This is a genomic window from Rossellomorea sp. FM04394 (genome assembly GCF_041889765.1).
Taxonomy (GTDB): domain Bacteria; phylum Bacillota; class Bacilli; order Bacillales; family Bacillaceae_B; genus Rossellomorea; species Rossellomorea aquimaris_B.
The window spans coordinates 1,725,081-1,749,980 of sequence record NZ_CP168654.1 but is presented as its reverse complement, the minus strand read 5'-3'; the positions used below and the strand labels follow the sequence as shown (position 1 = coordinate 1,749,980).

General features: G+C 39.8%; 25 protein-coding genes. 6 read left to right on the top strand and 19 right to left on the bottom strand.

Features of this window, described 5'->3' with window-relative positions; all coding sequences use genetic code 11:
* Positions 1-21 precede the first annotated feature (21 nt).
* The 4 genes from ACCB35_RS08785 to ACCB35_RS08770 all read right to left on the bottom strand — a co-directional run bounded on the left by ACCB35_RS08785 (position 22) and on the right by ACCB35_RS08770 (position 1,821).
* Positions 22-468, bottom strand: coding sequence for a YlbF family regulator (locus ACCB35_RS08785; protein WP_044337506.1), 447 nt, complete (start codon positions 466-468; stop codon positions 22-24).
* Between the two features lie 167 nt (positions 469-635).
* A complete protein-coding gene (locus tag ACCB35_RS08780) occupies positions 636-1,031 on the bottom strand; it encodes a hypothetical protein (RefSeq protein ID WP_052504421.1) in 396 nt (131 codons plus the stop codon).
* 116 nt (positions 1,032-1,147) lie between these two features.
* Entirely contained in the window at positions 1,148-1,390 is a 243-nt protein-coding gene (locus ACCB35_RS08775; RefSeq protein ID WP_044337507.1) for a YlbE-like family protein, read from the bottom strand.
* A gap of 14 nt (positions 1,391-1,404) precedes the next feature.
* The gene (locus ACCB35_RS08770) at positions 1,405-1,821 is read right to left on the bottom strand and encodes a YlbD family protein (protein WP_044337508.1); all 417 of its coding nucleotides are present in this window, start codon (positions 1,819-1,821) and stop codon (positions 1,405-1,407) included.
* 164 nt (positions 1,822-1,985) lie between these two features.
* Here ACCB35_RS08770 and ACCB35_RS08765 point away from each other — a divergent pair, with 164 nt between their 5' ends.
* Positions 1,986-2,480 carry a PaaI family thioesterase gene (locus ACCB35_RS08765; protein ID WP_374056573.1) on the top strand — a complete coding sequence of 165 codons (495 nt, stop codon included), beginning with the start codon at positions 1,986-1,988 and terminating at the stop codon, positions 2,478-2,480.
* Positions 2,481-2,543: 63 nt separating this feature from the next.
* Here the strand turns inward: ACCB35_RS08765 and ACCB35_RS08760 are convergent, their stop codons facing one another.
* Both ACCB35_RS08760 and ACCB35_RS08755 read right to left on the bottom strand, forming a co-directional pair.
* Entirely contained in the window at positions 2,544-3,584 is a 1,041-nt protein-coding gene (locus tag ACCB35_RS08760; protein WP_374056572.1) for a CAP domain-containing protein, read from the bottom strand.
* Positions 3,585-3,806: 222 nt separating this feature from the next.
* Entirely contained in the window at positions 3,807-4,241 is a 435-nt protein-coding gene (locus ACCB35_RS08755; RefSeq protein WP_374056571.1) for a CBS domain-containing protein, read from the bottom strand.
* 252 nt (positions 4,242-4,493) lie between these two features.
* Between ACCB35_RS08755 and ACCB35_RS08750 the strand changes: the two genes are divergently transcribed.
* Together ACCB35_RS08750 and ytvI are read left to right on the top strand one after the other, a co-directional pair.
* The gene (locus tag ACCB35_RS08750; protein ID WP_044337511.1) at positions 4,494-4,853 is read left to right on the top strand and encodes a YugN family protein; all 360 of its coding nucleotides are present in this window, start codon (positions 4,494-4,496) and stop codon (positions 4,851-4,853) included.
* A 216-nt stretch (positions 4,854-5,069) separates the two neighbouring features.
* Positions 5,070-6,128 (top strand): sporulation integral membrane protein YtvI, encoded by a 1,059-nt coding sequence (ytvI, locus tag ACCB35_RS08745; protein ID WP_044337512.1) that lies wholly within the window; start codon positions 5,070-5,072, stop codon positions 6,126-6,128.
* A gap of 106 nt (positions 6,129-6,234) precedes the next feature.
* Here the strand turns inward: ytvI and eis are convergent, their stop codons facing one another.
* From eis to cyoE, 8 genes are all read right to left on the bottom strand, one after another.
* Positions 6,235-7,380 (bottom strand): enhanced intracellular survival protein Eis, encoded by a 1,146-nt coding sequence (eis, locus tag ACCB35_RS08740; RefSeq protein ID WP_374056570.1) that lies wholly within the window; start codon positions 7,378-7,380, stop codon positions 6,235-6,237.
* A 113-nt stretch (positions 7,381-7,493) separates the two neighbouring features.
* Entirely contained in the window at positions 7,494-7,955 is a 462-nt protein-coding gene (locus ACCB35_RS08735; protein WP_044337514.1) for a DUF420 domain-containing protein, read from the bottom strand.
* Between the two features lie 73 nt (positions 7,956-8,028).
* Positions 8,029-8,934, bottom strand: a complete 906-nt coding sequence (ctaG, locus tag ACCB35_RS08730) for a cytochrome c oxidase assembly factor CtaG (protein ID WP_374056569.1) — start codon at positions 8,932-8,934, stop codon at positions 8,029-8,031.
* 304 nt (positions 8,935-9,238) lie between these two features.
* The gene (gene ctaF, locus ACCB35_RS08725) at positions 9,239-9,571 is read right to left on the bottom strand and encodes a cytochrome c oxidase subunit IVB (protein WP_044337517.1); all 333 of its coding nucleotides are present in this window, start codon (positions 9,569-9,571) and stop codon (positions 9,239-9,241) included.
* A gap of 4 nt (positions 9,572-9,575) precedes the next feature.
* A complete protein-coding gene (locus tag ACCB35_RS08720) occupies positions 9,576-10,205 on the bottom strand; it encodes a cytochrome (ubi)quinol oxidase subunit III (RefSeq protein WP_169216128.1) in 630 nt (209 codons plus the stop codon).
* Positions 10,205-12,076 carry a cytochrome c oxidase subunit I gene (ctaD, locus tag ACCB35_RS08715; RefSeq protein WP_374056568.1) on the bottom strand — a complete coding sequence of 624 codons (1,872 nt, stop codon included), beginning with the start codon at positions 12,074-12,076 and terminating at the stop codon, positions 10,205-10,207. The genes ACCB35_RS08720 and ctaD overlap by 1 nt, the downstream gene beginning before the upstream one ends.
* Before the next feature lie 29 nt (positions 12,077-12,105).
* Positions 12,106-13,182 (bottom strand): cytochrome c oxidase subunit II, encoded by a 1,077-nt coding sequence (coxB, locus tag ACCB35_RS08710; RefSeq protein WP_044337520.1) that lies wholly within the window; start codon positions 13,180-13,182, stop codon positions 12,106-12,108.
* Between the two features lie 103 nt (positions 13,183-13,285).
* Positions 13,286-14,197, bottom strand: a complete 912-nt coding sequence (gene cyoE, locus ACCB35_RS08705; protein ID WP_044337521.1) for a heme o synthase — start codon at positions 14,195-14,197, stop codon at positions 13,286-13,288.
* Positions 14,198-14,688: 491 nt separating this feature from the next.
* On the opposite strand from cyoE, the gene ACCB35_RS08700 reads away from it, so the two are divergent.
* Positions 14,689-15,606: a heme A synthase gene (locus ACCB35_RS08700; RefSeq protein ID WP_374056567.1), complete on the top strand. Its 918-nt coding sequence runs from the start codon at positions 14,689-14,691 to the stop codon at positions 15,604-15,606.
* Positions 15,607-15,644: 38 nt separating this feature from the next.
* On the opposite strand, the gene pyc is transcribed toward ACCB35_RS08700, so the two are convergent.
* The 4 genes from pyc to glsA form a co-directional block, all read right to left on the bottom strand.
* Complete coding sequence (gene pyc / locus ACCB35_RS08695; protein ID WP_374056566.1) at positions 15,645-19,085, bottom strand: pyruvate carboxylase; 3,441 nt, start codon at positions 19,083-19,085, stop codon at positions 15,645-15,647.
* Positions 19,086-19,227: 142 nt separating this feature from the next.
* Positions 19,228-20,445 (bottom strand): FtsW/RodA/SpoVE family cell cycle protein, encoded by a 1,218-nt coding sequence (locus tag ACCB35_RS08690; RefSeq protein WP_044337523.1) that lies wholly within the window; start codon positions 20,443-20,445, stop codon positions 19,228-19,230.
* A gap of 114 nt (positions 20,446-20,559) precedes the next feature.
* Positions 20,560-20,841: a YlaN family protein gene (locus ACCB35_RS08685; protein ID WP_374056565.1), complete on the bottom strand. Its 282-nt coding sequence runs from the start codon at positions 20,839-20,841 to the stop codon at positions 20,560-20,562.
* A 231-nt stretch (positions 20,842-21,072) separates the two neighbouring features.
* A complete protein-coding gene (glsA, locus tag ACCB35_RS08680) occupies positions 21,073-21,999 on the bottom strand; it encodes a glutaminase A (RefSeq protein WP_044337525.1) in 927 nt (308 codons plus the stop codon).
* 136 nt (positions 22,000-22,135) lie between these two features.
* On the opposite strand from glsA, the gene ACCB35_RS08675 reads away from it, so the two are divergent.
* On the top strand, positions 22,136-22,633 hold the full coding sequence (locus tag ACCB35_RS08675; RefSeq protein WP_374056564.1) for a peptidyl-prolyl cis-trans isomerase: 498 nt from the start codon (positions 22,136-22,138) through the stop codon (positions 22,631-22,633).
* Between the two features lie 123 nt (positions 22,634-22,756).
* Here ACCB35_RS08675 and ACCB35_RS08670 read toward each other — a convergent pair whose 3' ends face one another.
* A complete protein-coding gene (locus ACCB35_RS08670; RefSeq protein ID WP_374056563.1) occupies positions 22,757-24,085 on the bottom strand; it encodes a PhoH family protein in 1,329 nt (442 codons plus the stop codon).
* Between the two features lie 177 nt (positions 24,086-24,262).
* Here ACCB35_RS08670 and ACCB35_RS08665 point away from each other — a divergent pair, with 177 nt between their 5' ends.
* Entirely contained in the window at positions 24,263-24,865 is a 603-nt protein-coding gene (locus ACCB35_RS08665) for a YhcN/YlaJ family sporulation lipoprotein (protein WP_044337528.1), read from the top strand.
* The last annotated feature ends 35 nt before the right edge of the window (positions 24,866-24,900 follow it).

Here is a 24,900-nt window from a genome sequence, read left to right as displayed (position 1 = left end):
TCCGCTCTTCTTTCCACTTGTTTACGCTGAACAGCCGCAGCTTCCGCCAGAACCGCAGCCTCCTCCGCAGGATCCTCCGCTTGAAAAGAAAGGATTCCCTGAAGGAACCTTTACATTTTTTGATACAGAATGGCCGATTAGCAGGCTCACTTGGTCAAGGAGATCTTGCAATTCGTTTTCCGCACGCCGGAATTCTGCTACATTTTCATCAAGATCCATTTCTCTTTTCACTTCACGGATCTCTTTCATGATGGTTTTGTAGTCAGGGTGGTAACGGCCGAAACGCTGAACTTCTTCGTAACTTTCCTTCATCCGCGCAAAGGTTTGTACTTTTCGCTGAGTTTCAGAATGATTGCGAAGTTTATATAAAGACTTACGATAATTTTCTGCCACATCAGATTCTAAAATCCACTGAGATAATTCGTCAGCTGAATCCAATATTTCCATTCTTTCTATAGTAGCAAGCATAATGCTCACCTCCGTAACGACATTTTAACATGTTTTAGGAAAGGAAGCGAATATACAAATTGATTTTTTAGATTTGCTCACTTAATGGAATGCCTGGCCTACTTTAAATTATCCTACAGCAAAACCGCCGTGAAATAATTTTCACGGCGGTCAATGATAAATAATTACTATTGAATCGTCACATAAAACTGCTTTTTCATCCCTAAAGGTTTGTTATTCGTCCCTACGATTTCCACGTTGAGAAGATGTACACCTTTTGGTAATCCTTTTACAACAAAGGCAGCTGTATGATACTCCTTATACAAATTTCCTGTATTTGAACGAACGACAATCTTCCCTTTTTTTGCTCCGCTTTTTTCTGAAGTGAAAGTTACATTGGGAACGATACATTCAATATACACTTGACTTCCTTGTACCATATGTTTGATGGAAAGAGGTTTTTGCTCAGTGTTCGCTGCTTCTACTTTTTTTGTGAACGTAAAGCTTTCTGGTTCAGGCATTTTTTCCTTACAGCCGCTTAATACAATAAGTAACGCAATGGATAGAAAAATGATTTTCTTCATCGTGTACACCACTCCTTACTAATAGCCTTGCCCTATCCACACGAATTTTACTCAAAATATTTGATGGGAGCGGGTGTGAAGTATTTAATGCATGCCTTAAACAAAAAAATAGCACCTCAACTATCGGCACTATTCATTGATTGAAACATACTGATCATCATGGAAGCCATTTGCACTCCGTTTGAGAATTTTTGTACTCGATGAGGAATCGTCTTTTGAAAATGGTTGATGGACGCAATTTCGAATTTCTCTAATTCATTGGGATTACGTGAAAGTGTGCGATACCACTGTGGCTGATCCCTTAAAAATAATTTCAGATCTTCTTTGGCATAAATATACTCAATAATATCTGCTCTCATATTTCGTCGTCCTCCTAATCTTTTCGGAATGAAAATGGATGGGAGGGTTTAGATGGTGTTTCTGTTTTGGTCGCCGTTTTTGATCCCCTATTGTTATTTGACTGAAATTGACTAAGTACACCTTGCACGGCTCCCAGGGCTTCGCTTAAGCTGTTAATATGTTGCTGCAATTGATTAGCGTCCATTTTTTTCACCATTTCTCCTACTTGGTCCATCCAGCCGTTTTTGCTTACCTGGTTTGTTGCTGTTGTTTCTTTGGTGACTTGGTCTCTATACTTATCCCATTTTGTATCATCCTCCCCAAGTAAGTACCAGTCTTCAAAGAGATCTTGCCAATTAGCATCACCATTCCGTACATCCCTTACAATTTTTGGGTGCTTCTTCACAAATCCTTTAAACTCTTTTACCTTTGGGTGTAGTGATTTACCCATTTTATGAACACCTCCATTACAGGCATCTACCTACTATACTTTATGAAGGATTGAAAAGAATGGTGATACATTCCTTTTTGTAGTAATATTTACATGTATATTAAAGCCGATTTTCAACAAAACAGTTTCCAAGTATAGGCTGCTGTGAATAAAGAAAAGGATGTATGAAGATGAAAGAACGGGTACAACAGTTATTTGACGAATGTCTTTCAGGGGCAACGGATGAGGAACTTCTTATACTGAACCAGCTTCTTGAAGGAGTAAAACGTAAGAAGGAAAATGAAAATGGATCAATCATTGGCGGAATATTTGCAATGGACCGTGAAGTAAAAGACGGGAATTTCGAAATAAGCATTCCGATAACCCCAGTCACACATAATTCCCTGAAGATCGTTCATGGAGGAGTAACGGCTACTTTGGTTGACTCAGCTATGGGGACATTGGCCAATATGATGCTTCCAGAGGGTTATGGTGCTGTAACCACAAATTTAAATGTACACTACTTGGCCCCAGGTAAAGGAGAACGATTAACTGCTCATGCAACAGTGGTTCATCAGGGCAGCAAGACAATTGTTGTGGATGGGAAAGTTGTAAGTTCAGACGGCAAGATTGTCGCTCATTCTACCGGATCCTTTTTTATATTCAAAAAGAAACAATAGACGAGCTTTTTTTTTCAAAAGAAAGGTTGACTCCCCTTTTAGCGTTGGGAATCAACCTTTCTTTTATTCGTTTTCGAATTTCTCTATAAAGTTTTGGGTGTAGTACCTTTTGTATACCCCGACACCAAGGTGAGTGAATTGTTGTTCCAATAGTATCTTTCGATGTCCTTCAGAGTTGAGCCAGCCATGAACGGCTTCGGGAGCATCGGTGTACTGGGAAGCAATGTTTTCCCCTGCTGTTTTGAACATAACGTTTTCACTTTCCAGGCGCTCGGAAAGGTTTCCGAAGGTAGGTGAATCATGTGAGAAATAGTCCTCTTCATACATTTCCCTACTATGTCCTCTTGCTACCTTTGCCGTTTCTTCATCCCATTTTAAGGTATCCTCCTCAAATTGATGCCTGAGCACATTGGTAATATCGAAGATCTGCTGTTCACTGGCACTATTCACTTTATCCCATTCATCTTCACTCGGGACCTGTGCTTCTGTCAATTCCCCTCGATACATCATTTCATATGGATGCATCTCAATCAATGTTTGGCTATCCAGAAAGCGGATACTCGTGAGCTTACCGGTGAATTTGTCTAAATAAAGCTGTGCATAGATATCTCCGAGGGATATGAGTAGCCGTGTATTCAGGTCTTCTTCATTCAGTTCAAATTGATATGCACCTGAATCATCATTTACCACGATTTCGGAATCAACAATGGTAAAACGGTATATGTCTTCTAAGCTTTGCCCCAATTTATAAGGGGCCACATCCACTTGATTCCCAATGGCAAACAGCGTAACGACTTTATCATTATTAACGCCCATTTGTATGTACTGCTTATCCGATATCGGGTAGATCCACCATTCATAACCATAGGAGCTTGGTTCAACCCGCTCAGGGTCCCCAAAAGCTTCTATTACCTTTTTTGTATCCTTACCAATCCAGGTAGATAAACCGGATGTAGGACGTTCACCTGAAGTTTCGATTGATTGGTTCAATTGGTTTTCGTTGTCTTCTTTAAGAGTTTGGGTTTCTGGTCCTTTTAGAGGTTCATTTTCTTGTTTTTGACCTTGATAAATACCAATAAATAAAATAATGACAAGAATGATCAAAATACGCAAAACGGTTCTCAGAAATTTCCCTCCTCTCTACTTTCTCTATCAAGATATGCTGCATATACTAGAATTATTATACCATTGTTCATGATTCTAAAACTTCAGTCTAGTATAAAGGATAGCATATTTTCATGCCTTCTAAAACAAATGAATCTCTATAGGGAAAGGTTTCTGCCTGAAATAAAATAGAGATGATCATAGATCATCTCATCATCAGGATTAAAACGGTTTATTTCTGAAATTCGATTCAGATATATTTTCTAACGCAACGTAAGCCTGTCTGCCCAGTGATTCCCTTATAGCAAAATCACCTAAAGAGATCATGCCGACCAATCGGTCTCCATCAACAATGGGGAGTCTGCGGATCTGATTCTCGGCCATGATATGAGCCGCTTCTTCCGCTTCGGCTTCAGGTCCTACAGTTATTAAATGTGTACTCATAATATCCTCTACCTTCGATGAAGCAGGGTGTTTTTCAGCAATACAGCGGAGGACTATATCCCGGTCCGTCATCATTCCCACAATCTTCTCACCATCTACGATGGGAATGGATCCTACATTATGTTCCTTCATTTTAAGAGCAACCTCATAAACATTGTCCAGTAATGAACAGGTTTCAACATCTTTTGTCATTATATCTTTGATTTTGGTCAAATTTATCCTCCTCATGCGTTCAGAATTACTTTCTATATTTTTCACTTTCTCATGAAGGATATTCACCTTTTATAAAATTGCCATAATCAAATGCTTCAAGACATTGCAAGATAAAGGTTTTTCCACTATTATTAAGAATGAGAAATACCGCATTAGTATCATTGTACATACACGGATATAAATGCTTCTACCATACGTACAGCATGAGTGCTTTTAGTGCCATCATGCCAGACAATATAGGAGGGAATTATTATGCGATTTGAAGGAACAGAATTTGAAAGCTTAAAAGTGGATTTAAACCGATTAGACGAAATTATGGAATCTCATGGTCTAGTTCGTGCAGGGCAATGGGATTACGAAAGAGTAACGTACGATCGCAAATTCGAAATTAGAGAAGGCATTTTCTACTTGCGAATCCAAGGTCTTGCTGTTGAAGGAGATATCGGTAAGCATGACGCAGTTATCCAATTAATGACCCCACTATTAGGTAAGCACTATTATCCACATGGTGTAGAATACGGTGAAGGTGAAGAATTCCCTAAACACCTGGTCACTTCTTGTGAAAAACTTATTACGGATGTCAAAAAAGAAGCAACGAATTTCGCTTGGTAATAGTTGAATTTGAAAAGACTGTCTATCTTCAGACAGTCTTTTTCTATGTCTTAATTAGAGTGTGCCATACTTCAATCTCTCCTGTTCAACAATTGATAGAACATGTATGTAAACAGAAAAATATCCTTTAAAATTTCATTTTCTTCCTACTGTTCATTCTCCACATTCTCTCATATAATATATAGTAAGAGTTTTCTGTTAGAAAGGGGTACACAATTGTCCAAGTTTTTCACGAAAAAAGTATTAATGATTACGCTTATCATCTTAATACTTGCTATAGTTGCTTTTTTTATTTTACCTGTTTCCGTTCCCCTCATTACTGCGATTATTACTGCTCTTTTCCTGGAGCCAGCCGTTAGCTTTATTCAAAAGCGTTTTTCGGCAAAACGTAGAATTGCTGTACTTTCTGTTTTTATACTATTTCTACTTCTTATTAGCGTTTCCTCGTTCTTCGTAACTACCAAAGTCGTAGGTGAGGGTATTAAGCTCATAGAAGATGCACCGAAATATGTTAACCAATTAAGCGATATATGGCTTGATTATGAGGATAGGCTATTGAACGCCACGGAGGATCTTCCTGATGAATTAGTGAAAAGCTTCAGTGAAGACGTTCAAAACTTCCTGAATAGTGGGAAGACGAAGATTCTGAACTCTGTCAATATTGAAAAGATAAGCGTATTTTTATCATATATACCCAATTACTTAGTCAGTTTTCTAGTTTACTTAATTGCTCTCTTTCTTTTCATGTTGGATTTACCACGCATTAAGAAATCCATTTATGGTCACCTGACAGAAAGAACTGCAGAGAAAGTAGCGTTTATGACTTCCCGGCTCACTTATGTTATTTTTGGATTCTTTAAAGCTCAATTCCTGGTGAGTATTATCATCTTTATCGTTTCCTTAATTGGATTATTATTTATATCTCCCGATGTTGCAATCGTAATGTCGATTATCATATGGGTGATTGATTTCATTCCTTTGATAGGGTCGATCGTCGTTTTGGGCCCGTGGGCTATTTTCCATCTCTTAACAGGAAATATAGCATTAGGAACTCAACTTGCTGTTTTAGCTGCCATTCTTCTTATTATTAGAAGAACGGTAGAGCCTAAAGTGATGGGAACCCATATTGGTCTATCCCCGCTAGCTACATTGATCGCCATGTATCTTGGGCTTAAACTCTTTGGTGTCTTGGGCTTTATCATCGGTCCATTATTACTCATTGTTTTTAACTCCGCTAAAGAGGCAGGTATTATAAAAACGAATTTCAAGTTATAATTTAAAGGACAAGTCCTATCGACCAGGATTTGTCCTTTTTTGAATCAGCGATTAAAATTCCTTTGGCTATGTTCATATTATTGTTGATCTGTTAAGTTGGACCTCATTAAAAGAAATCATAAAAAAACGGCTGTTTTCCCTGAGAAAAGGCTTGGAGCTTATGAAGCTCCCCATGCCCGCATTGAAGTTTTCCCATTTGCAATAGGGCCTGAGGGGTATGTATTCCAAAAACTAACCCTGTGAAAGCGTTTATATCCATTGAGACCGGATCCTCCATCTTTTCTCCCACGATCACTTTATTTTTATTTACAAAAAAGGTATTGGTATTCCATGCGGCTGTCGGATCCGTAATGGAGAGTGACAGTTGATACGAAAAATCGATTTCTTTTAAATATTTCTTCAAGAAGTTTTCCACGTCGACGATTCTTGCCATGAAGTATGGGTACTTCTCCATCTTAACTGCAGGGTCCCTCAACATATACAGTAATGGTTCACACGGGTTCAAAATAAGTTCTGTCTCTTTTACCATAGAGTCGTGCTGACAAATAAAGTTCCATAATCCAATTCTTGCATCACTTGTAAGGGGAACAAATTCTTCAACCTTTATCTTTTCCTTTTTCACTTCATATGTAAGGTATCCGGTTGCCTCAGCTTGTTCGTTATAATATATGGCTATCCACAAATCCGTGATGCTTCTTTCCCTCCACCAGTTTTCTGAACGTACGAGCATGCCATTATATTCTTCAGCGTAGCGATTATAAATCAATTCTAATTCACTAGGATACGTATCCTTCGTAAATCTTTTAATTTGTCCATTATGAGGTTTTAAAGGGACTAGGTCCTTCTTCTCCAGCTGTGCCTTGTGGAAATACGTAAATACCTCCCAACCAAATTTGCGATAGAAATCAATATAAAATGGATGGAGCATGGATAAGACTTGGCCATCTTCCTTCATCTTATGTAATGAATGGTTCATCAATCGACGTACGTACCCCCTCCTTCTAAACTCCGGATAGGTGGCGACTCCTGCAATGCCCCCCATGGGATACACATGTTTACCCATCTGTATTTCCAAAGGTATCAAATGAAGCTTTGCAGCTAATTTCTCTTCTTCATATATTCCATACACAGTATGGTTCTTAGTCTGTTGAATACGTCTCTCCCTGTCTTCTCTTGGTACAGTATATTGAAACGCATATTCGGATAACTGTAAAGATTCTTCAAGCTGATTGTGCTCTAACTTAGTAATCATTCTTCATCTGCTCCTTTCTCCTCTATTTACATTCGACGAATATCCGTTATCCCCTTTTGAGACCAAGCAAAAAATAAAAACCTATTATGCGGTAAACGCATAATAGGTTTAGATTAGTACCCCAGTATTGCCCTAATGACCGAAGTGGTTTCCCCACCCTTATAAAATACGTATAGAAGGAGGTAAACTGCAACGCCTGTAATAGCTGTGAAGAACCAGATAAGGCTCGTTATCGGTCCTAGTTTTCGATGCCTTGCTAAACGGTCTTTATAGCCTGTCCACAAACTCATTAAACCAAACACTGCCCCGGTTGTTGCCAATGTAATATGGAAAACCAGGAATATCGTATAATAAATCTTGATGCTGTCGGGACCGCCAAAGGACGTATTCCCAACAAAAATCGTTCTGCTCATATAAATGATGAAAAAGATAAGCGCAAAAACACCTGCAAGTGTCATGGTTTTCTGATGTTGCTCAATCTTTCTCTGTTTAATCTGCCACCATCCAATTGCGACTGTCACTGCACTTAATACGATAAAAGTGGTACTAATTGTAGGTAAAATAGGTAAACCCATCTCTAATCCTCTCTTTTCTAAAGATACTAAGCTATGTAATTAGAGGAATGACGTTTAATCATCCCCAGATTCGTTACTGTTCTGTCAATTTGGGATCAATAGGATCATACGAGAGCTTTTCCTGTTTCTCCTGATCTTTGCGATACCATTGAAAGAACAAGTTGAAGAGCATAACTCCAAATACAATCTCCTGAACAATCTTCATGATCACACCGCCAAGCTGCTGATCATTTTGTGTTGACATATCCGTAAATAATTCCGGCCCAGTCAACGTCAAGCCTTCAAGAGTAGTAACGGGCACACATAGTGCCAGCGCTTTAAGAAACTCCTGTGGATCATAATAAGGGGCATATAAAGGATTCTCGGCAAAAATAATCAAACCGCATGCCGGAGTCAATAAGACTGCACTCCCAAGAATATATCCAATACGCTTTAGCCCACTTAGATCAATATCGTCATCCACCGGATTCAGTAAAGGCCACCACATGAATAAGGCCAACAAGAATAGAATGATGGTTGCCAAACCGTGAAGAGTAGCATCGGTCCTGACATTATCAAACACTAAAGGGATATGATAAATCGAAAAGATGATATTGAAAGATAGTAAAGAGATCAATGGTTTTGTCATAAACTTAAATACTTGCTTAACCACCGGTAACTCAACTGCAGCCTTCCAGACCCATTTAGGAATTCCCAATACAAGCAGAGGAGTGACCACTAAATATAGTAACGCCATTTGTGCCATGTGAGCTGAAAATAAAATTGTGCTCATAATTTCTACCGGCGAACCCTTAATGCCATATAGTAGAACCATTGATAAAATAAAATAAGTGGCTTCTTTGCGGGTCAGCTTTTTACTTTCTCTAAAGCTGTCTCTCCATTTGATTGTGATTAAGAAATACACGACCGTTATAAATGCTAAAGCCAAGAGAAAAAATGGGCTCCATAAAGCCATAAAACCAAAAATACCCAAAGGCATTTCTTCACCTCATTTCACGTTTCCTACCCCCATTATACTGACAACCCTCCCCCACTTCAATGTAAGGTAATGACAAGTTCTTGACAATTAGAAAAGCGGAGGGGCTTTGCCCAGAGGCGACAAGCATAAGACGATTCTGCCGGAAAGGCGCTTTTTGCCTTTTTGGCATCCCCGGCTTATGACCTCGAGCCTCTAAGTCCCGGAGCTGCACAATGAAAAGCGGAAGCGGCTTGAACAGACCCGACAAGCATATCTAGAAATCCACAACCAACAAAAAAGCCAGCCATACGGCTGACTTTTTTCTTTAGATCCATACAATCGTTACAAATGCCAATACTGTGATAAATGCAACAAGTGCACCAGAGTACAGGAACAATGCAGGAGCTTCATGACCTTTATGACTCATATGCATGAAGTAATAAAGTTGAAAAATTAGTTGAACGACTGCAAGTAAGAGGATGAAAGGTACAATAAAGTACTTATCAAAATCTCCTGCGACTGCAATGAACGCCACTAATGTTAAGAAAATCATTAACATGAAGGATGTAACCTGCATTCTCATGTCTTCTGCATTTTTCTTACGACGATATTCGTAATCTACACTTGGGTTACCTGAATTTGATTGTTGATTCGCCATCAGTTTATCCCACCATTCCCATTAAGTATACTACTGTAAAGATGAATACCCATACAACGTCGATAAAGTGCCAGTATAGAGAAGCTAAATAGAACTTTGGAGCATTGTAAAGGTTTAAACCGCGTTTAGCGTTACGAAGCATTAAGCTTACAATCCATAGAAGACCGAAAGCAACGTGTGCTCCGTGGAATCCAACTAGTGTGTAGAAGGCTGAACCAAATGCACTACTAGTAAAAGTATGCCCGTATTCATGTACGTAATGATTAAACTCATAAATCTCTAATCCAAGGAATGCTGCGCCTAGAAGAACCGTTACCAATAACCAAGCCTGCATGCGTTGGAAGTTGTAATTCTTCATGTGATACATTGCATAAACACTTGTAAGAGAACTTGTTAAAAGTAACATAGTCGCAATAAATGCAAGTGGTAAATCAAAGATGTCAGCAGCAAGTGCATGACTGTCACTAGGAACTTTGTCTTTAAGCGCTAAATATGTTGCGAAAAGAGATCCGAAAAGAACCGTTTCTCCACCAAGGAAAAACCAGAAGCCCATAAACTTGTTTTTCCCCTCAAGGGTCGCCTTTTCAGGGGAGGCTGGCCAGGTCTTTGGCGTGAATTTTTCTTCAGCGTGCATTATGCCTTACCCCCTTTATCATCATCCATTAAATCTTCTTTGTGAACATGATATCCATGATCATCAATTACTGAACGGAAGAACATTGCACCTAATGTGATAAGCATACCAATTACCAGAACAGGGATTGCCCATGCTTTATCACCATCCGGATGATACATAGCACCAAAGGCTGCGATGAATAATCCAAGAGAAATGATTACCGGTAAGATGGAGTTATTCGGCATATGAATGTCTCCGATTGGTTCTGCTGGAGTTAAGTCTTTCTTACCTTCCATCTTTTCTAACCAGTAGGCATCCAAACCACGGATAAGTGGAGTTTGCTTGAAGTTATAGAATGGCGGTGGTGATGGGATCGCCCATTCAATCGTACGACCATCTCCCCAAGGGTCATTAGAAACCTTAACACCTTTGACTTGAGTCATGATGACATTAACAAGAAGGACAATAACCGCAACTCCCATGAAGCCTGCTCCAATTGAAGAGATCAGGTTTCCTGTTTCTAACCCTTGACCAGGCAAGAATTTCCAAATACGACGAGGCATACCCATTAAACCAAGGAAATGCTGAATAAAGAATGTTAAGTGGAATCCGATAAAGAATAACCAGAAAGTGATTTTCCCTAAGAATTCATTTAACATTGTTCCGAACATTTTTGGCCAGTAATAGTGAGTACCTGCCAACAGGGCAAATACTACCCCACCTACGATAACGTAGTGGAAATGGGCTACAACGAAATACGTATCATGGAACTGATAGTCAGCAGTTGCAGCTGCGTTCATGATTCCAGTAACCCCACCTGCTACGAAAGTAGGGATAAACGCTACTGCGTAGAGCATTGGAGTCGTGAAGCTGATACTTCCTCCCCACATGGTAAGGAGCCAGTTAAAGATTTTGATACCTGTTGGTACGGCAATGGCCATTGTCGCAACGGCAAAGATTGCATTTGCGATTGGTCCAAGACCTACTGTAAACATATGGTGAGCCCAAACCATGAATCCTAAGAAACCGATAAGTACGGTTGCAAATACCATGGATGAGTAACCGAATAAACGTTTTCTAGAGAAGTGCGGAATGATCTCAGAGAAAATTCCGAAAGCAGGCAATACAAGGATGTATACCTCAGGGTGACCAAAAATCCAGAAGAAATGTTCCCAAATAATGGTGTTACCGCCATTCGCTACATCAAAGAAATTCGATCCGAACATACGGTCAAATAACATTAAGAATAATCCTACCGTTAACGCAGGAAAAGCGAATAAAATAAGTGCCGAGGTAACAAATACTGTCCAGGTGAATAACGGCATACGCATGTAGGTCATACCTGGAGCACGCATATTAATAATGGTTACAAGGAAGTTGATCCCACCTATTAGTGTTCCTGCACCTGAAATCTGTAAACCTAGTACATAGAAATCAATACCGTGTCCTTTAGATGCCATAGATAGTGAAGCATATGAAGTCCACCCTGCATCTGGTGCTCCCCCTAAGAACCATGAAAGGTTAAGGAAAACCCCACCTGCGAAGAATAACCAAAAACCTAATGAATTCAGGAATGGAAATGCAACGTCACGAGCACCGATTTGTAATGGTACAACCGCATTCATGAATGCGAATATCAGCGGCATGGCCGCTAAGAAAATCATCGTTGTACCGTGCATTGTTAAAACTTCGTTGTATAAGCCTGCACTAACAAAGTCATTGTTAGGAACAGCCAGCTGTATACGAATAATAAGAGCTTCCAGTCCACCGAGCAAGAAGAAGAATCCTCCAGCCATAAGGTAAAGGATGGCGATCTTTTTGTGGTCTACTGTTGTTAAATAGTCCCAAACAGTCGCGCCGAAGCCTTTTTTCTGTGCATAGCTACTCACGATTAAACCTCCCTTTAACTAATCCCCAATTAATCTTGAACTTTTAATCCCATTAAATATTCTGCAAGGGCATCAAGTTCGTCTTCCTTCAGGTTACCGTATGTACCTGTCATTTTATTTCCTGGCTTGTACTGCTCAGGGTCAACTAACCAATTTTTCAGTTCTTCTTCATTGTGATCTAAAATACCTGCGATTCTGGTACGCTCACCAAAGTTTGCTAAGTTCGGAGCAAGACGAGCTGATTCCGGACGTCCATCCTGAGGTGATACTGCGTGACAGCTTAAGCATTTTTGGTTGAAGATTTCTTGTCCTTGTTGAGCTAAATCAGAAGTCGGTTTAGGTTCTCCTGCATTTTGCATATCTTCTACCCATGCCGTAAACTCGTCCTTAGGAAGCGCTTTTACTTTAAAGTCCATTAAAGCATGAGAAGGTCCACAGAGCTCAGCACATTTTCCGTAGAATAACCCACCTGCTTCTTCAGACTTTTCTCCATCAAACTCAAGGAAAAATGTGTTTACGTTATCGACGTTAGTATCAATCTTTCCTCCGGCAGCTGGAATCCAGAAGGAGTGCTTAACGTCAGAAGCTGTGACATTGAAATAAACCTTTTGATCAGTTGGAACAACTAAATCCTGGGAAGTGATGATTTTTTGATCCTCATATTCGAATTCCCACCAGTAAAGGTTAGCGCGAACGTTTACAACTAGTGCTTCGCGATTCCCGTCTGCGTCTTTCTTATCCATAGCTTTAGTATCAGCTAATTCAAATGTAGACGTAACGGTCGGAACAGCCAGGATAAGAAGAAGGATGATCGGAATAACTGTCCACACAATTTCAAGTGTGTGACTTCCTTCAACTTGTTTTGGAATAGTAGTATCTCCTTTTTTTCTACGGAAACGAATAATCGCAACCATATAGACGATTACTACTACAATGATTACTAATACCATTATTAATGTAGACAGTATCATTAAATCATATTGTGTCTGTGCTACTTCACCAGCTGGCTGTAAAGTGGAGAGAAATGGCTCTCCACAACCAGAAAGAACTAGCGCTAACATTGCTACAATTGAGAATAAGCGCCACTTAGATAGCCTTGCTTTCATAGCTTAATCAAACCCCTCTTTCGTGTAATATACTTTTGAATAAAACAAGGACTCATAAAAAATATCTATTTGGATTTCTTATCAGAAAGAATTCCCACTAATCTTAAATTACGGTAACGATTACCATCGCTACGAACAAGATAGTTAAATAATTGAGTGAATAGACAAACATAAGTTTCGACCACTTAATATCATCTTTCATTTTGTAACCGGCTAAGCCCAGTGCAAGCCATCCAATATTAAAGGCTGTTGCAAGAATAAAGAAAAACATTCCTAAATCCAACAAGAAGAATGGCAGGGGCAGTAATGCTGCAACCCATGCAACGATATGGTGCTTTGTTGTAGCAAATCCCTTTACTACTGGAAGCATCGGTATATTCGCTGCTCTGTATTCTTCCACTCTCTTCATCGCTAAAGCGTAGAAATGAGGAGGCTGCCAGATAAACATCATTAGGAACAGAACCCATGCGATGATATCCAGATTTGCATCTACAGCTGACCAACCAATTAGTGGCGGGACCGCACCTGAGATACTGCCTACAATCGTGTTGCTTACGTATTTCCTCTTAGACCACATTGTATATAATACAACGTAACTAAAAACCCCAATGATTCCTATCACACCTGCAGTGACGGTAGTCATAAATAACATTATAATTCCCACTGCAATCATAATTAATCCCAAAGACAACGCTTTAGGAGCATTGATCTTACCTGTTACGGTAGGGCGTCCCTTCGTACGTTCCATCAGAGGATCGATGTCTCGATCATACACATTATTTATGGAGCAGGAACCCGCAATAATAAGGGAAGAACCTATCAACGTCAGGAACATTGTATCAAGAGAATTTAGAAAGTGTGTATTCGTAAAGTAAAACGCTAACCACATACCTGTAAAGGTTGTAATTAAGTTTGAATTAACGATACCAATTTTGATTAATGCTAAGAAATCTTTCCAAGCAGTTGAGGTTGTCAAATCTGCTTCTTGAGCGTTAGTCATCATTCGACTAGACATACTCTTCCTCCTCTCTATAAAAAGCCAGAGGCCAATTACCACCTCTATACTATATAGGAAATGATTCTCTATTTCTATATCCATCTGTTAATTCATACACAGATAAGAAATAGTATATATGCTATCAATATTATATTAAACCATATATTTTTTCCTTTTTGGGGAAGAATTAAACAATAATGTGAAGAAATTGTGAAGAAAGAAAATCGCAGACGTTTCTTCATATTTCTACAAACATTTTAAACCCATCATACCATAAAACGAAGCTAAGCGCTTACAGATTTTGTTTTTCTGTAAATTAGTCATTATCTACTAATACCTATTCTCTTCATATAAATAATTATCATGCTCATAATGCTCATAATTCTGTAACATTTTATCGGTTGAGTTTTACTGACCTTTTATGTATTATCGTAGGGGCATATATATTTTTCTACTATATTTATAAATTAGAAAGTGTGTAGAGTCTATTAATTAAGAAGGTGAATAGATTGCATAATAAAGGTGTCCACAAAGGATTAAAGTGGCTTGCCGTTCTCACTACTCTTGGTATGTTATTTGTTCTATTGGGAGGAGCCCTCGTTACGAAGACCGAATCTGGTATGGGCTGCGGTCGATCTTGGCCATTATGTAACGGACAATTGATTCCAAGCGACATAACGTTCGAGCTTGTTATAGAATTGGCACACCGGGTTGTCTCCGGTGGTGTAGGGTTATTAGTATTAGCATTATCGATATGGTCATGGAGAGCGATTGGATATAAACGTGAAACGAAATTCCTTGCTGCACTCTCTTTCTTTTTCTTAGTATTACAGGGTCTAATCGGAGCTGCCGCTGTACTCTGGGGTCAATCAGACTTCGTACTTGCACTGCATTTCGGGATTTCCCTTATATCATTTGCTTCAGTTCTATTGTTAACACTTCTGATTTTTGAAGTCGATCAGAAATTTGATGCCAACTCATTGGTTATTAATAAACGTATGAGATTCCATACAATAGGAGTCACTTTATATAGTTATATTGTTGTTTATACCGGTGCTTTAGTCAGGCACACGGATTCGAGCTTAGTCTGTAAAGATTGGCCGTTATGTGTTAACTCGTCCCCGGGTCTGCCCGCAAATCTCTATGAATGGATTCAAATGGGACATCGAACAGCAGCAGGACTCATTTTCTTATGGATCGCATATATCACCTATATTGCAATTAAAGAGCATAAACACCAAAAGGTTATTTATTGGGGGTGGATCATTGCATTTACGCTGGTATCCCTTCAGGTCATGTCTGGAGCACTCGTTGTGTTCACACGATTGAACCTTGGGATTGCTTTATTACACGCATTGATCATCTCTTGTTTATTCGGATTACTATGCTACTTCATTTTACTTGCTTCAAGAAGTAAACTTAAATAATAGAAAAAGGATTCCGGATTTATCCGGAATCCTTTTCTTTATGCTTTTTGCACTTCAATTAATAGATCTCCAGGATTAATGGCATCGCCGTTTTGTACATAAATGTCCTTCACTACCCCTGCAAACGGAGCTTGAACGGTCGTTTCCATTTTCATGGCTTCTGTGATCATTAGATGATCTCCTTTTTCAACCGTTTCGCCTTTTTCTGCAATGACCTTTATAACGGTTCCTGGCATGGAAGCCCCGATATGATTTTCATTCTTCACATCAGCCTTCATCTTGGCTGCGACTGTTGATTTAATACTCTCGTCCTTAATGACCACTTCACGGGCCTGGCCATTCAGCTCGAAATAAACAATACGGGTACCATCTGCCTGAGCCTGACCAATCGAAACAAGCTTAACAATCAGTGTTTTCCCAGTTTCAATTTCCACTTCTATTTCCTCACCCAGTCTCATCCCGAATAAGAATGTCGGGGTATCAAGAACTGAAATATCTCCAAACTGATCCATTGTTTGTGCGTATTCCATGAACACTTTCGGATATAGGGCATATCCAAGGGCATCAAAGCTCGTGACAGGGCGCTGAAGATCCTCGAAGAGCTTTTCTTTAAGGGCGGTAAAGTCAACATCATCAAGGAGCTCCCCTGGGCGAACGGTCAATGGAGTGCGCCCTTTCAGAATCACATTTTGTAAGTCTTTCGGGAATCCTCCATGAGGTTGCCCAAGATACCCTTCGAATAATTCCACCACTGAGTCAGGGAAATCGATCTTTTCACCCTTCTCGATTACATCTTCTTCCGATAAATCATTCTGAACCATAAATAGCGCCATATCTCCAACGACTTTAGATGAAGGAGTAACCTTTACGATATCCCCAAAGAGATGGTTGACCCTTGCATACATTTCTTTCACTTCTTCCCAACGATGCCCGAGTCCTACAGCTTTTGCCTGCTGCTGAAGGTTACTATACTGCCCCCCTGGCATTTCGTGCTTATACACCTCTGAATGTGGGGACATCATGCCACTTTCAAAGTCTGTATAATACTTTCGGATGTCTTCCCAATAGTGAGAAAGAGTTTCAAGGGAGTCAATGTTTACATTCGGTTCTCTTTCGGTTCCTTTTAATGCGTAGAATAGCGTATTGGCACTTGGTTGAGATGTTAGTCCCGACATGGTGCTCAGTGCTGTATCGACAATATCTACACCGGCTTCAATGGCTCTTGCGTAAGTGTATATTCCGTTACCGCTCGTGTCATGAGTGTGTAAGTGGATAGGCAGGCTAACCGTATCTTTAAGTTCCGAAATAAGACGGTAGGCAGACTGTGGTTTTAAGAGCCCTGCCATATCTTTGATCGCTAAAATATGCGCTCCGCTTGCTTCTAACTCTTTTGCCATATCCTTGTAGTAATCAATACTGTACTTTGTCCGGGTAGGATCTTCTATGTCACCGGTATAGCAAATGGCAGCCTCGGCGATTTTTCCACTTTGTCTTACAGCATCAATGGCTACTTCCATACCCTTGACCCAGTTTAAGCTGTCAAATATCCTGAAGACGTCTATTCCTGCAAATGCGGATTTCTCAACAAATTCTTTAATGACATTATCAGGGTAGTTCTTATAACCAACAGCATTGGAAGCTCTCAGAAGCATTTGGAAAAGAACATTTGGAATGCGCTCTCTCATTGTTAATAATCGATTCCAAGGATCTTCCTTCAGGAAACGATAGGCTACATCAAACGTCGCACCTCCCCACATTTCAAAGGAGAACATATCGGGAAGTAAATGAGATGTAGGCTCTGCAATTTGCTTGAGGTCATTTGTTCTGACACGCGTAGCAAGTAAAGATTGATGTGCATCCCGGAAAGTGGTATCAGTCAGCAGTACTGAGTTTTGTTCCTTGACCCAATTAACCAACCCTTCGGCACCATGTTGATCTAAAATTTGCTTTGTCCCCGGTTTAAAATCTTGTTTCAAGTCAAGGACTGGAATCCTTGGCTTAGAGAATACAGGCTTTTTCTTCTTCTCGATACCCGGGAAACTATTTACGGTTACATTTCCGATATAAGTAAGCATCTTCGTACCACGGTCTTTACGTTTCGGAAAAATAAACAGTTCAGGTGTCGTATCAATAAAGGAGGTATCATATTTGCCTGTAATAAAGTTTTCATGCTTAACAACATTTTCTAAGAACGGAATATTCGTCTTAATTCCACGTATTCTAAATTCTTGAAGATTTCTGACCATTTTTGATGCAGCCTGTTCAAAGGTTAAAGCCCACGTAGACAGTTTAACAAGAAGTGAATCATAGTACGGAGTAATGACTGCTCCCTGGAAGCCGTTACCTGCATCCAATCGAACCCCGAATCCGCCTCCTGAACGATAAGCCATGATCTTCCCGGTGTCAGGCATAAAGTTATTCAATGGATCTTCTGTTGTAACACGGGATTGAATCGCAAACCCATTTGTCCGGATCTCTTCTTGAACAGGGATCCCGAGTTTACTGCTATGTAAGGCATGACCTTCTGCAATCATCAACTGAGACTGAACGATATCCACCCCTGTAACCATTTCCGTGATCGTATGCTCTACTTGAACGCGAGGGTTTACCTCTATGAAATAGAATTGATCATTTGCTACCAGGAACTCAACCGTTCCGGCGTTCACATACTTTACATTATCCATCAAACGGACGGCTGCCTCACAAATATCTTCTCTCAGCTGATCACTCAAAGATACGGATGGTGCGATTTCAACTACCTTTTGATGACGTCTCTGGATGGAACAATCACGTTCATACAAGTGAACAATATTGCCTTCTTCATCCCCAAGTATCTGGACTTCAATGTGCTTAGGATTCTCCACAAATTTCTCTACATATATTTCATCATTTCCAAAAGCTGCTTTCGCTTCTGATTTAGCACGCTCATAGGCTTCTTTTAAGCTCTCCAGGTTACGGACGATACGCATTCCGCGTCCACCACCACCTAATGAAGCTTTAATGATGATCGGGAAGCCATGGTCCCTACCGAAGGCAATGACCTCTTCCAAAGTCTCTACGGGGCCATCTGTTCCCGGAATAACAGGGATATTGGCCAATTGAGCCTGATGTCGCGCCTTGACTTTATCCCCAAACATATTTAAGTGCTCTGAATGAGGCCCAATAAAAGTAATCCCCTCTTCTTCACAGCGTCTGGCAAAATGAATGTTTTCAGATAGGAACCCATAACCAGGATGGATGGCATCGACATCAGAGTTCTTTGCGATTCGAATGATCCCCTCTATGTCTAAATAAGCATCAATAGGTTTCTTCCCTTCACCTATTAAGTATGCCTCATCCGCTTTATAACGATGATACGCTCCCGAATCTTCCTTACTGTAAATGGCGACGGTTCTAATACTAAGCTCCGTACACGCACGGAACACACGGATGGCAATTTCACCGCGATTTGCTACTAGTACTTTTTTAATTTTCTTCAATACTCTCTCTCCTTTAAGCTATTCATGATTGAAAATCTCTATAATGCAGTCTATGAAAAAAGGACTGACCCGAAAGATAATTTAGAAGTATCTTAGGGGGCAGACCCTAGACTTAGAGTTTTAGATACTCTATCAAAGTGACCTACATTTTTACACCATATATTTTTTTGCTATTATCAATATTCTCCGAAGGATAGCCATTTTCCTTCTTTGTTTTATATTTTTCTTCATATTTTACAAACATCGACACATTTACAAGGACACCCATCGACAAAGATAGAACCAATAATGATGATCCTCCATAGCTGATGAATGGAAGTGGGACACCTGTAATTGGAATTAATCCAGATACACCGCCTAAATTAATGAAGGCCTGAATACCGATCATGCTCGATATTCCGATTGCCAGCATCGTTCCAAATGGATCCTGACATTTAACCCCAGTATAGATCCCCCGGAGCACGATATAAGACAGACCGAGAATCACAAAGCTTACACCGAATACACCTAATTCTTCAGCGATGATAGCCATAATGAAATCCGTTTGTGGTTCAGGCAGATAACCCAGTTTCTGAACACTTTGTCCCAATCCAAGCCCTTTTACCCCGCCAGAACCGATTGCAAGATAAGAGTTCACTAAGTGATAGCCCTCTCCCTGGGCATATTTAAACGGTGATAGATAAGCTTCAATCCGGCTAAGTCTTTCTCTTGTGAAAATGAAGCCCCTTGCCAGGTAAATGACAGGTGATAGTACGATCAGCAGCCCTACGCCTAAACCAGCCAGTTTGAAGAATGTCTTATAACTGATCCCGGAACATGAAATGACGATTGCTCCAATGGCGAAAATGATCGCCGCCGTACCAAAGTCAGGCTCTAGAAAGACTAAAAAACATATAAAACCCAAAAATAGTAATGGCGGGGCAAGACCCTTATTAAAATCATCTATGTATGCCTGTTTCTTGGAGTACACAGAGCCAAGATAAATAATGACTGCGAGCTTGGCGAACTCCGATGGCTGAATGGGCATGAAGCCTAAATTGATCCAGCTTTTTGCGTTGTTTACTTCATAACCGAAGATATGTACCCCGATTAATAATCCAATAATAATAAACATGAGACCTTTGATTATTTTCCCCACTTGGAAGGCTTTGTACGGAAACCACGCTGCTACGGTAAAGGCAATGAATCCAATGATGATATTGAGCATCTGCCTTTTATAGAAATGGTCACTTTCCCAACCAAACCGTTCCACAGCCATGACCATACTCGCACTATAAATCATTACCAGACCAAACAAACAAAGAAATACATATACAGCGATTAACGAATAATCATAGGACTTTGCTATTTTTTTAATCATAACATTTCAATCCTTTTTTTTCTTATATCATTGAATAGATCCCAAGCAATCAATATCCTTAACAAAAAAACTCAAACAACAGATCCATGTATTGTTTGAGTTGTCATGACTATTTTACTTTTTTGTAGATGCATCATGAAGGGCAGAAAGTTGTCTTTCTAAAGAATCAATCAGTTCTTTACCATCATGATCATCCACTAGCCCTAAACGGACTGCAAATTCTATTTCACGAGATAATCCGAACATTTGGGTATCCAATACTTCCTCATAAAGAGGACATTGGGGCATCGTTAAATTATCCATTTGTACTTTAATAAGTTGTAAAATCTTTTCTGCGTCGGCCTTTAACAGCTCATAGGCTTTTTCCCGATGATTGATTGTCATTTCTGACGCCACAGTGATCCCCCCATTCCGAACAAAGTGCATTCCTGTCTTAAAATTTTATCGTTAAATCAGAGAAATTGCAAGAAAAATAAGTGTATTCGGCGGGATTCAATGACAGATTTTCGAATTATTTTTCCGGAGGGATCACCGTGAAAAATCTCTTTTATAACCGCTTTTTCCAGAACCCGCTAAATAACCAATGCTTTTGATTCATAACCGTATGTGATTGATGGGACCCTTAGGTTAAAATATACTCCAGGAATATTCATCACTTAGCATTTCAAGGAGCTTTAGCCCTGCATTGCTATTCCCGACATTATCTAGTGCAGGTCCAAAGATTCCGATTCCACACTTCCCTGGAACGGCCCCCATGATTCCACCTGACACGCCACTTTTGGCCGGGATGCCCACTTTAATGGCAAATTCGCCAGAGGTGTTATACATTCCACACGTAACCATGAACGTTTTACAAATTCTCGCAACATCCCTCGTAATAATTTCTCGCCCGCTTTCAGGATCAACGCCATCATTAGCGAAAACAGCACCCATCTTAGCAAGATCGACACAACTCATTTCCACGGCACATTGTTTCGTATAGAGAACGAGTAAATCTTCTACATTTCCAGTAATCACTCCGTGCTGCTTCATATAATAACAAAGCGATCTATTTAAATTTGCTGTTTGGAGTTCTGAATAAGCCACATCTTCATTATATGATACCGTATCCCCAGTCATGTGATTGATGAACTCGATTAATCGTTCCCACTTTTCCATTCCAGTGTTTCCTTTAATCATATTCGTTACAGCTAGTGCACCTGCATTGATCATCGGGTTCAGGGGTTTAGAGGGCTTATGGGTTTCGAGTTTTGCTATGGAATTAAAAGGATCACCCGTAGGCTCCATACCAACCTTAGAAAACACATGATCCTCCCCATAGTCCATTAATACAAGGGCAAGAGTGATGACTTTAGATATACTTTGCAATGTGAATTTCTTTAAGTGATCCCCTGCATAACAAGAGTGATTGTCCAAAGTATATATACTTATTGCCAAATCACTGGGATTTTGATCCTTTAATGCAGGTATGTAATCCGCCACCTTCCCCTCTGAAGCAAAAGGCCTTGCTTTCTCCACTAATTCTTCCAAAAGCTCCTGGGTTCTAACCACCATTGTATCAGCTCCTTTAGTCCTACCTTTAGTTTCCCTACTTTCCCCGATTGAAAACGTTGAAAATGCTTTCAGCTTTGTGTGACAAACATTAAGATAACGGATATACTGAAACTATCAGCGAGAGGAGGAATCTAAATTGGAAAGCATAGTACCAATAAAAGGTAAGGTGAAATTCACGATAACCTTGGATTCGGGCGTTTGGATATTTGATGATAGAAAAGTGGATTTAACTACATATTTTGATGAAACGAATGAGACGATTGATGAATTAGAAGAATATACAAAAGCCGTGTCCAAGCATTGGTCCCGGGAAATTCAAGAAGGCGCAACATACCCGCCAACACTTAAGACAGAGAAAAAGTATGAAAAGGAAAAGATTTTGAACGGAACATTCGCTATTCCGTTAAAGCCGTTTCTTACAAATGCGGAACCTCTTGAAAATGCGTCATCTCTTGTAATCGAAACCGACTCGGATGAATATCGCATGGACCTTTCACAGGCAGATCAATTACTCATTGGATTCTCAAAAGAAGGAAAGCCTCTAAGGGAAAACGGTCCCGTTCATATCTACTACAAAAACGGATCGAATAGAGACAACCCAATTACCGATGTAAGAGCATTTCGGGTAGAATAAGATCGTATAAGGGATTTGCTACTCAAGGGAGCCCTTAGTCAAAAATGTTTACAAAAAACCGGTTCAGGAACCTCTGAACCGGTTTTTTCATACGTTATAATTGTGTTTTAAATAATGAAAGTACTAAAGGAGGTCAGCAGCAAGTTGAGCAAGACCGGATCTTTCACCTTTCATGAGTTTAACATGTCCGGCTAATTTTTGATCCTTAAATTTTTCTACAACATATGTTAAGCCATTGTTGTACTCATCCAGGTATGGATGATCAATTTGAGCTGGATCTCCCATCAAAACGATTTTACTTCGTTCTCCTACCCTGGTTAAGATTGTTTTCACTTCATGCTTTGTTAAGTTCTGAGCTTCATCAATGATGATATACTGATCCGGGATGCTTCTACCTCTAATATAAGTTAAAGCTTCCACTTCAATCGATCCCATACCGGCGAGGATATCATCCAGTTCACCTGGCTTCTTTGTATTGAACAAGTATTCCAGGTTGTCGTAAATCGGCTGCATCCAAGGTCTGAGTTTTTCTTGTTTTTCTCCTGGAAGATAACCAATATCCTTCCCTACGGGTACTATCGGACGAGCAACGAGCAATTTATTAAATTTATTAAAGTCTTCTGTTTGAAGGAGCCCAGCAGCCAATGCAAGCAAGGTTTTTCCTGTGCCGGCTTTTCCAATCATGGTGACTAAAGAAATATCATCTCTTAGTAACAGTTCAGTTGCCATCGTTTGCTGAACATTCCTGGCCTTGATACCCCACATATGCTCTTGATCGTATACCAACTTCTTTACTTTCAGTCCAGTTGCATCCACCATCCCTAATGCAGAAGCAGAGCTTCCAAGTGCATCCTTCATAATAAGGAATTGGTGGGAGTAAAATCGTTGTTTCGTTATATCAGTAAGGGTCAGTTCCCCTTTATCATAAAATTTGTCAAGTAACTCTCTCTCCGTATATAGTTCAATAAATCCTGTGTAGATATCATTTACCTCGATAACCCTGTCACTCAGGAAATCCTCTGCCTGTAACCCTAATGCATCAGCCTTTACCCTTACGAGTGTGTCTTTACTAACAAGTATGACTGATTTCCCATCCTTTTTTGCTTCTTCTTCGAGAGATAAGTTTTTTGCAACGGCAATAATTCTATTATCATTGGTCTTCTCTACAAATATTTCTTGAAGCTGCTGAAATGAGCGGTGATTCAGTTCAATTCTCAATGATCCTCCCGTATAAAGGGGGATTTTTTCATGGAGCTTTCCTTCTTGCCGTAAATTATCTATTAACTTCGATACATGTCTTGCGTTTCTTCCGATTTCATCCATATAACGCTTTTTGGAGTCCACTTCTTCTAAAACGACTGCAGGTATAACCACCTCATTATCTTGAAAAGAAAAGATGGCTTGTGGATCTTGTAATAAGACATTGGTATCTAATACATAAATTTTATTCAAATCGATGCCTCCTGCTCCTGATTTCTTATTACTATTGTATGTAGCCAATGTTGTTCCGGTTATTCCCAGCTACTCAAATAGGACGGCCCGTTTCTTAAAATATATGAATAAACGTATAAAGATAGAAGAAAATTACACAATAAGAAAGATATTGATTCTAAATCGGGAGGTTTTCACATGTTTAAACTCATCTCTCTACTTATGGTAACCATCATTCTGGGTGCATGCGCGAACAAGAATGAGGTCGGGTATAATAATGATTCGAACAGTAAAAACAATAAACCCATCACTGTTCAGGATAGCAATATCCAACATGTTGAGCGAAAATCAGGACAGCAAATCTCAAAGCATTTAGTTGACCTGACGACTAGTGTACCTGATGTAAAAGACGCAACAGCGGTAGTCTTTGGGAAGTATGCATTTGTTGGGATCGATATCGATTCCGATATTGAACGTTCTCAAGTCGGTTCCATCAAGTATTCTGTAGCAGAAGCACTTCAGAAAGATCCATATGGTGCAGAAGCCATTGTCATCGCCGACCCGGACCTTTATGCACGTTTAAATGAAATCAGCAAAGACATTCAAAGGGGCGAACCGGTTCAAGGTATCATGAATGAATTGGCTGACATATCCGGCAGACTCATGCCTGAAATTCCTAGATCGTTAAAGCAAACAGACCCCGAAAATGCGCCGAATGAACCCAATAAGAAAATGAATAACACGAAAGAAAAACAACTTCAGAAAAAACAGGAAAATCAAACGTACGATAAGATTGAATAATTCCTGGGTATTTAAAGGATGAATGAGAAAAAGCC

Bases quoted from the DNA above. Each gene is read 5' to 3' on its own strand.
- ACCB35_RS08785 (WP_044337506.1), bottom strand. From the start codon at position 468: ATGCTTGCTACTATAGAAAGAATGGAAATATTGGATTCAGCTGACGAA.
- ACCB35_RS08690 (WP_044337523.1), bottom strand. From the start codon at position 20,445: ATGATTAAAAAAATAGCAAAGTCCTATGATTATTCGTTAATCGCTGTA.
- ACCB35_RS08750 (WP_044337511.1), top strand. From the start codon at position 4,494: ATGCGATTTGAAGGAACAGAATTTGAAAGCTTAAAAGTGGATTTAAAC.
- ACCB35_RS08770 (WP_044337508.1), bottom strand. From the start codon at position 1,821: ATGGGTAAATCACTACACCCAAAGGTAAAAGAGTTTAAAGGATTTGTG.
- ctaG (WP_374056569.1), bottom strand. From the start codon at position 8,934: ATGCCTTTGGGTATTTTTGGTTTTATGGCTTTATGGAGCCCATTTTTT.
- coxB (WP_044337520.1), bottom strand. From the start codon at position 13,182: ATGAAAGCAAGGCTATCTAAGTGGCGCTTATTCTCAATTGTAGCAATG.
- eis (WP_374056570.1), bottom strand. From the start codon at position 7,380: ATGATTACTAAGTTAGAGCACAATCAGCTTGAAGAATCTTTACAGTTA.
- ACCB35_RS08720 (WP_169216128.1), bottom strand. From the start codon at position 10,205: ATGCACGCTGAAGAAAAATTCACGCCAAAGACCTGGCCAGCCTCCCCT.
- ACCB35_RS08775 (WP_044337507.1), bottom strand. From the start codon at position 1,390: ATGAGAGCAGATATTATTGAGTATATTTATGCCAAAGAAGATCTGAAA.
- ACCB35_RS08735 (WP_044337514.1), bottom strand. From the start codon at position 7,955: ATGGGTTTACCTATTTTACCTACAATTAGTACCACTTTTATCGTATTA.
- ACCB35_RS08765 (WP_374056573.1), top strand. From the start codon at position 1,986: ATGAAGATGAAAGAACGGGTACAACAGTTATTTGACGAATGTCTTTCA.
- glsA (WP_044337525.1), bottom strand. From the start codon at position 21,999: ATGGTGGTTAGAACCCAGGAGCTTTTGGAAGAATTAGTGGAGAAAGCA.
- ctaF (WP_044337517.1), bottom strand. From the start codon at position 9,571: ATGGCGAATCAACAATCAAATTCAGGTAACCCAAGTGTAGATTACGAA.
- ACCB35_RS08665 (WP_044337528.1), top strand. From the start codon at position 24,263: ATGTTTAAACTCATCTCTCTACTTATGGTAACCATCATTCTGGGTGCA.
- cyoE (WP_044337521.1), bottom strand. From the start codon at position 14,197: ATGTCTAGTCGAATGATGACTAACGCTCAAGAAGCAGATTTGACAACC.
- ACCB35_RS08780 (WP_052504421.1), bottom strand. From the start codon at position 1,031: ATGAAGAAAATCATTTTTCTATCCATTGCGTTACTTATTGTATTAAGC.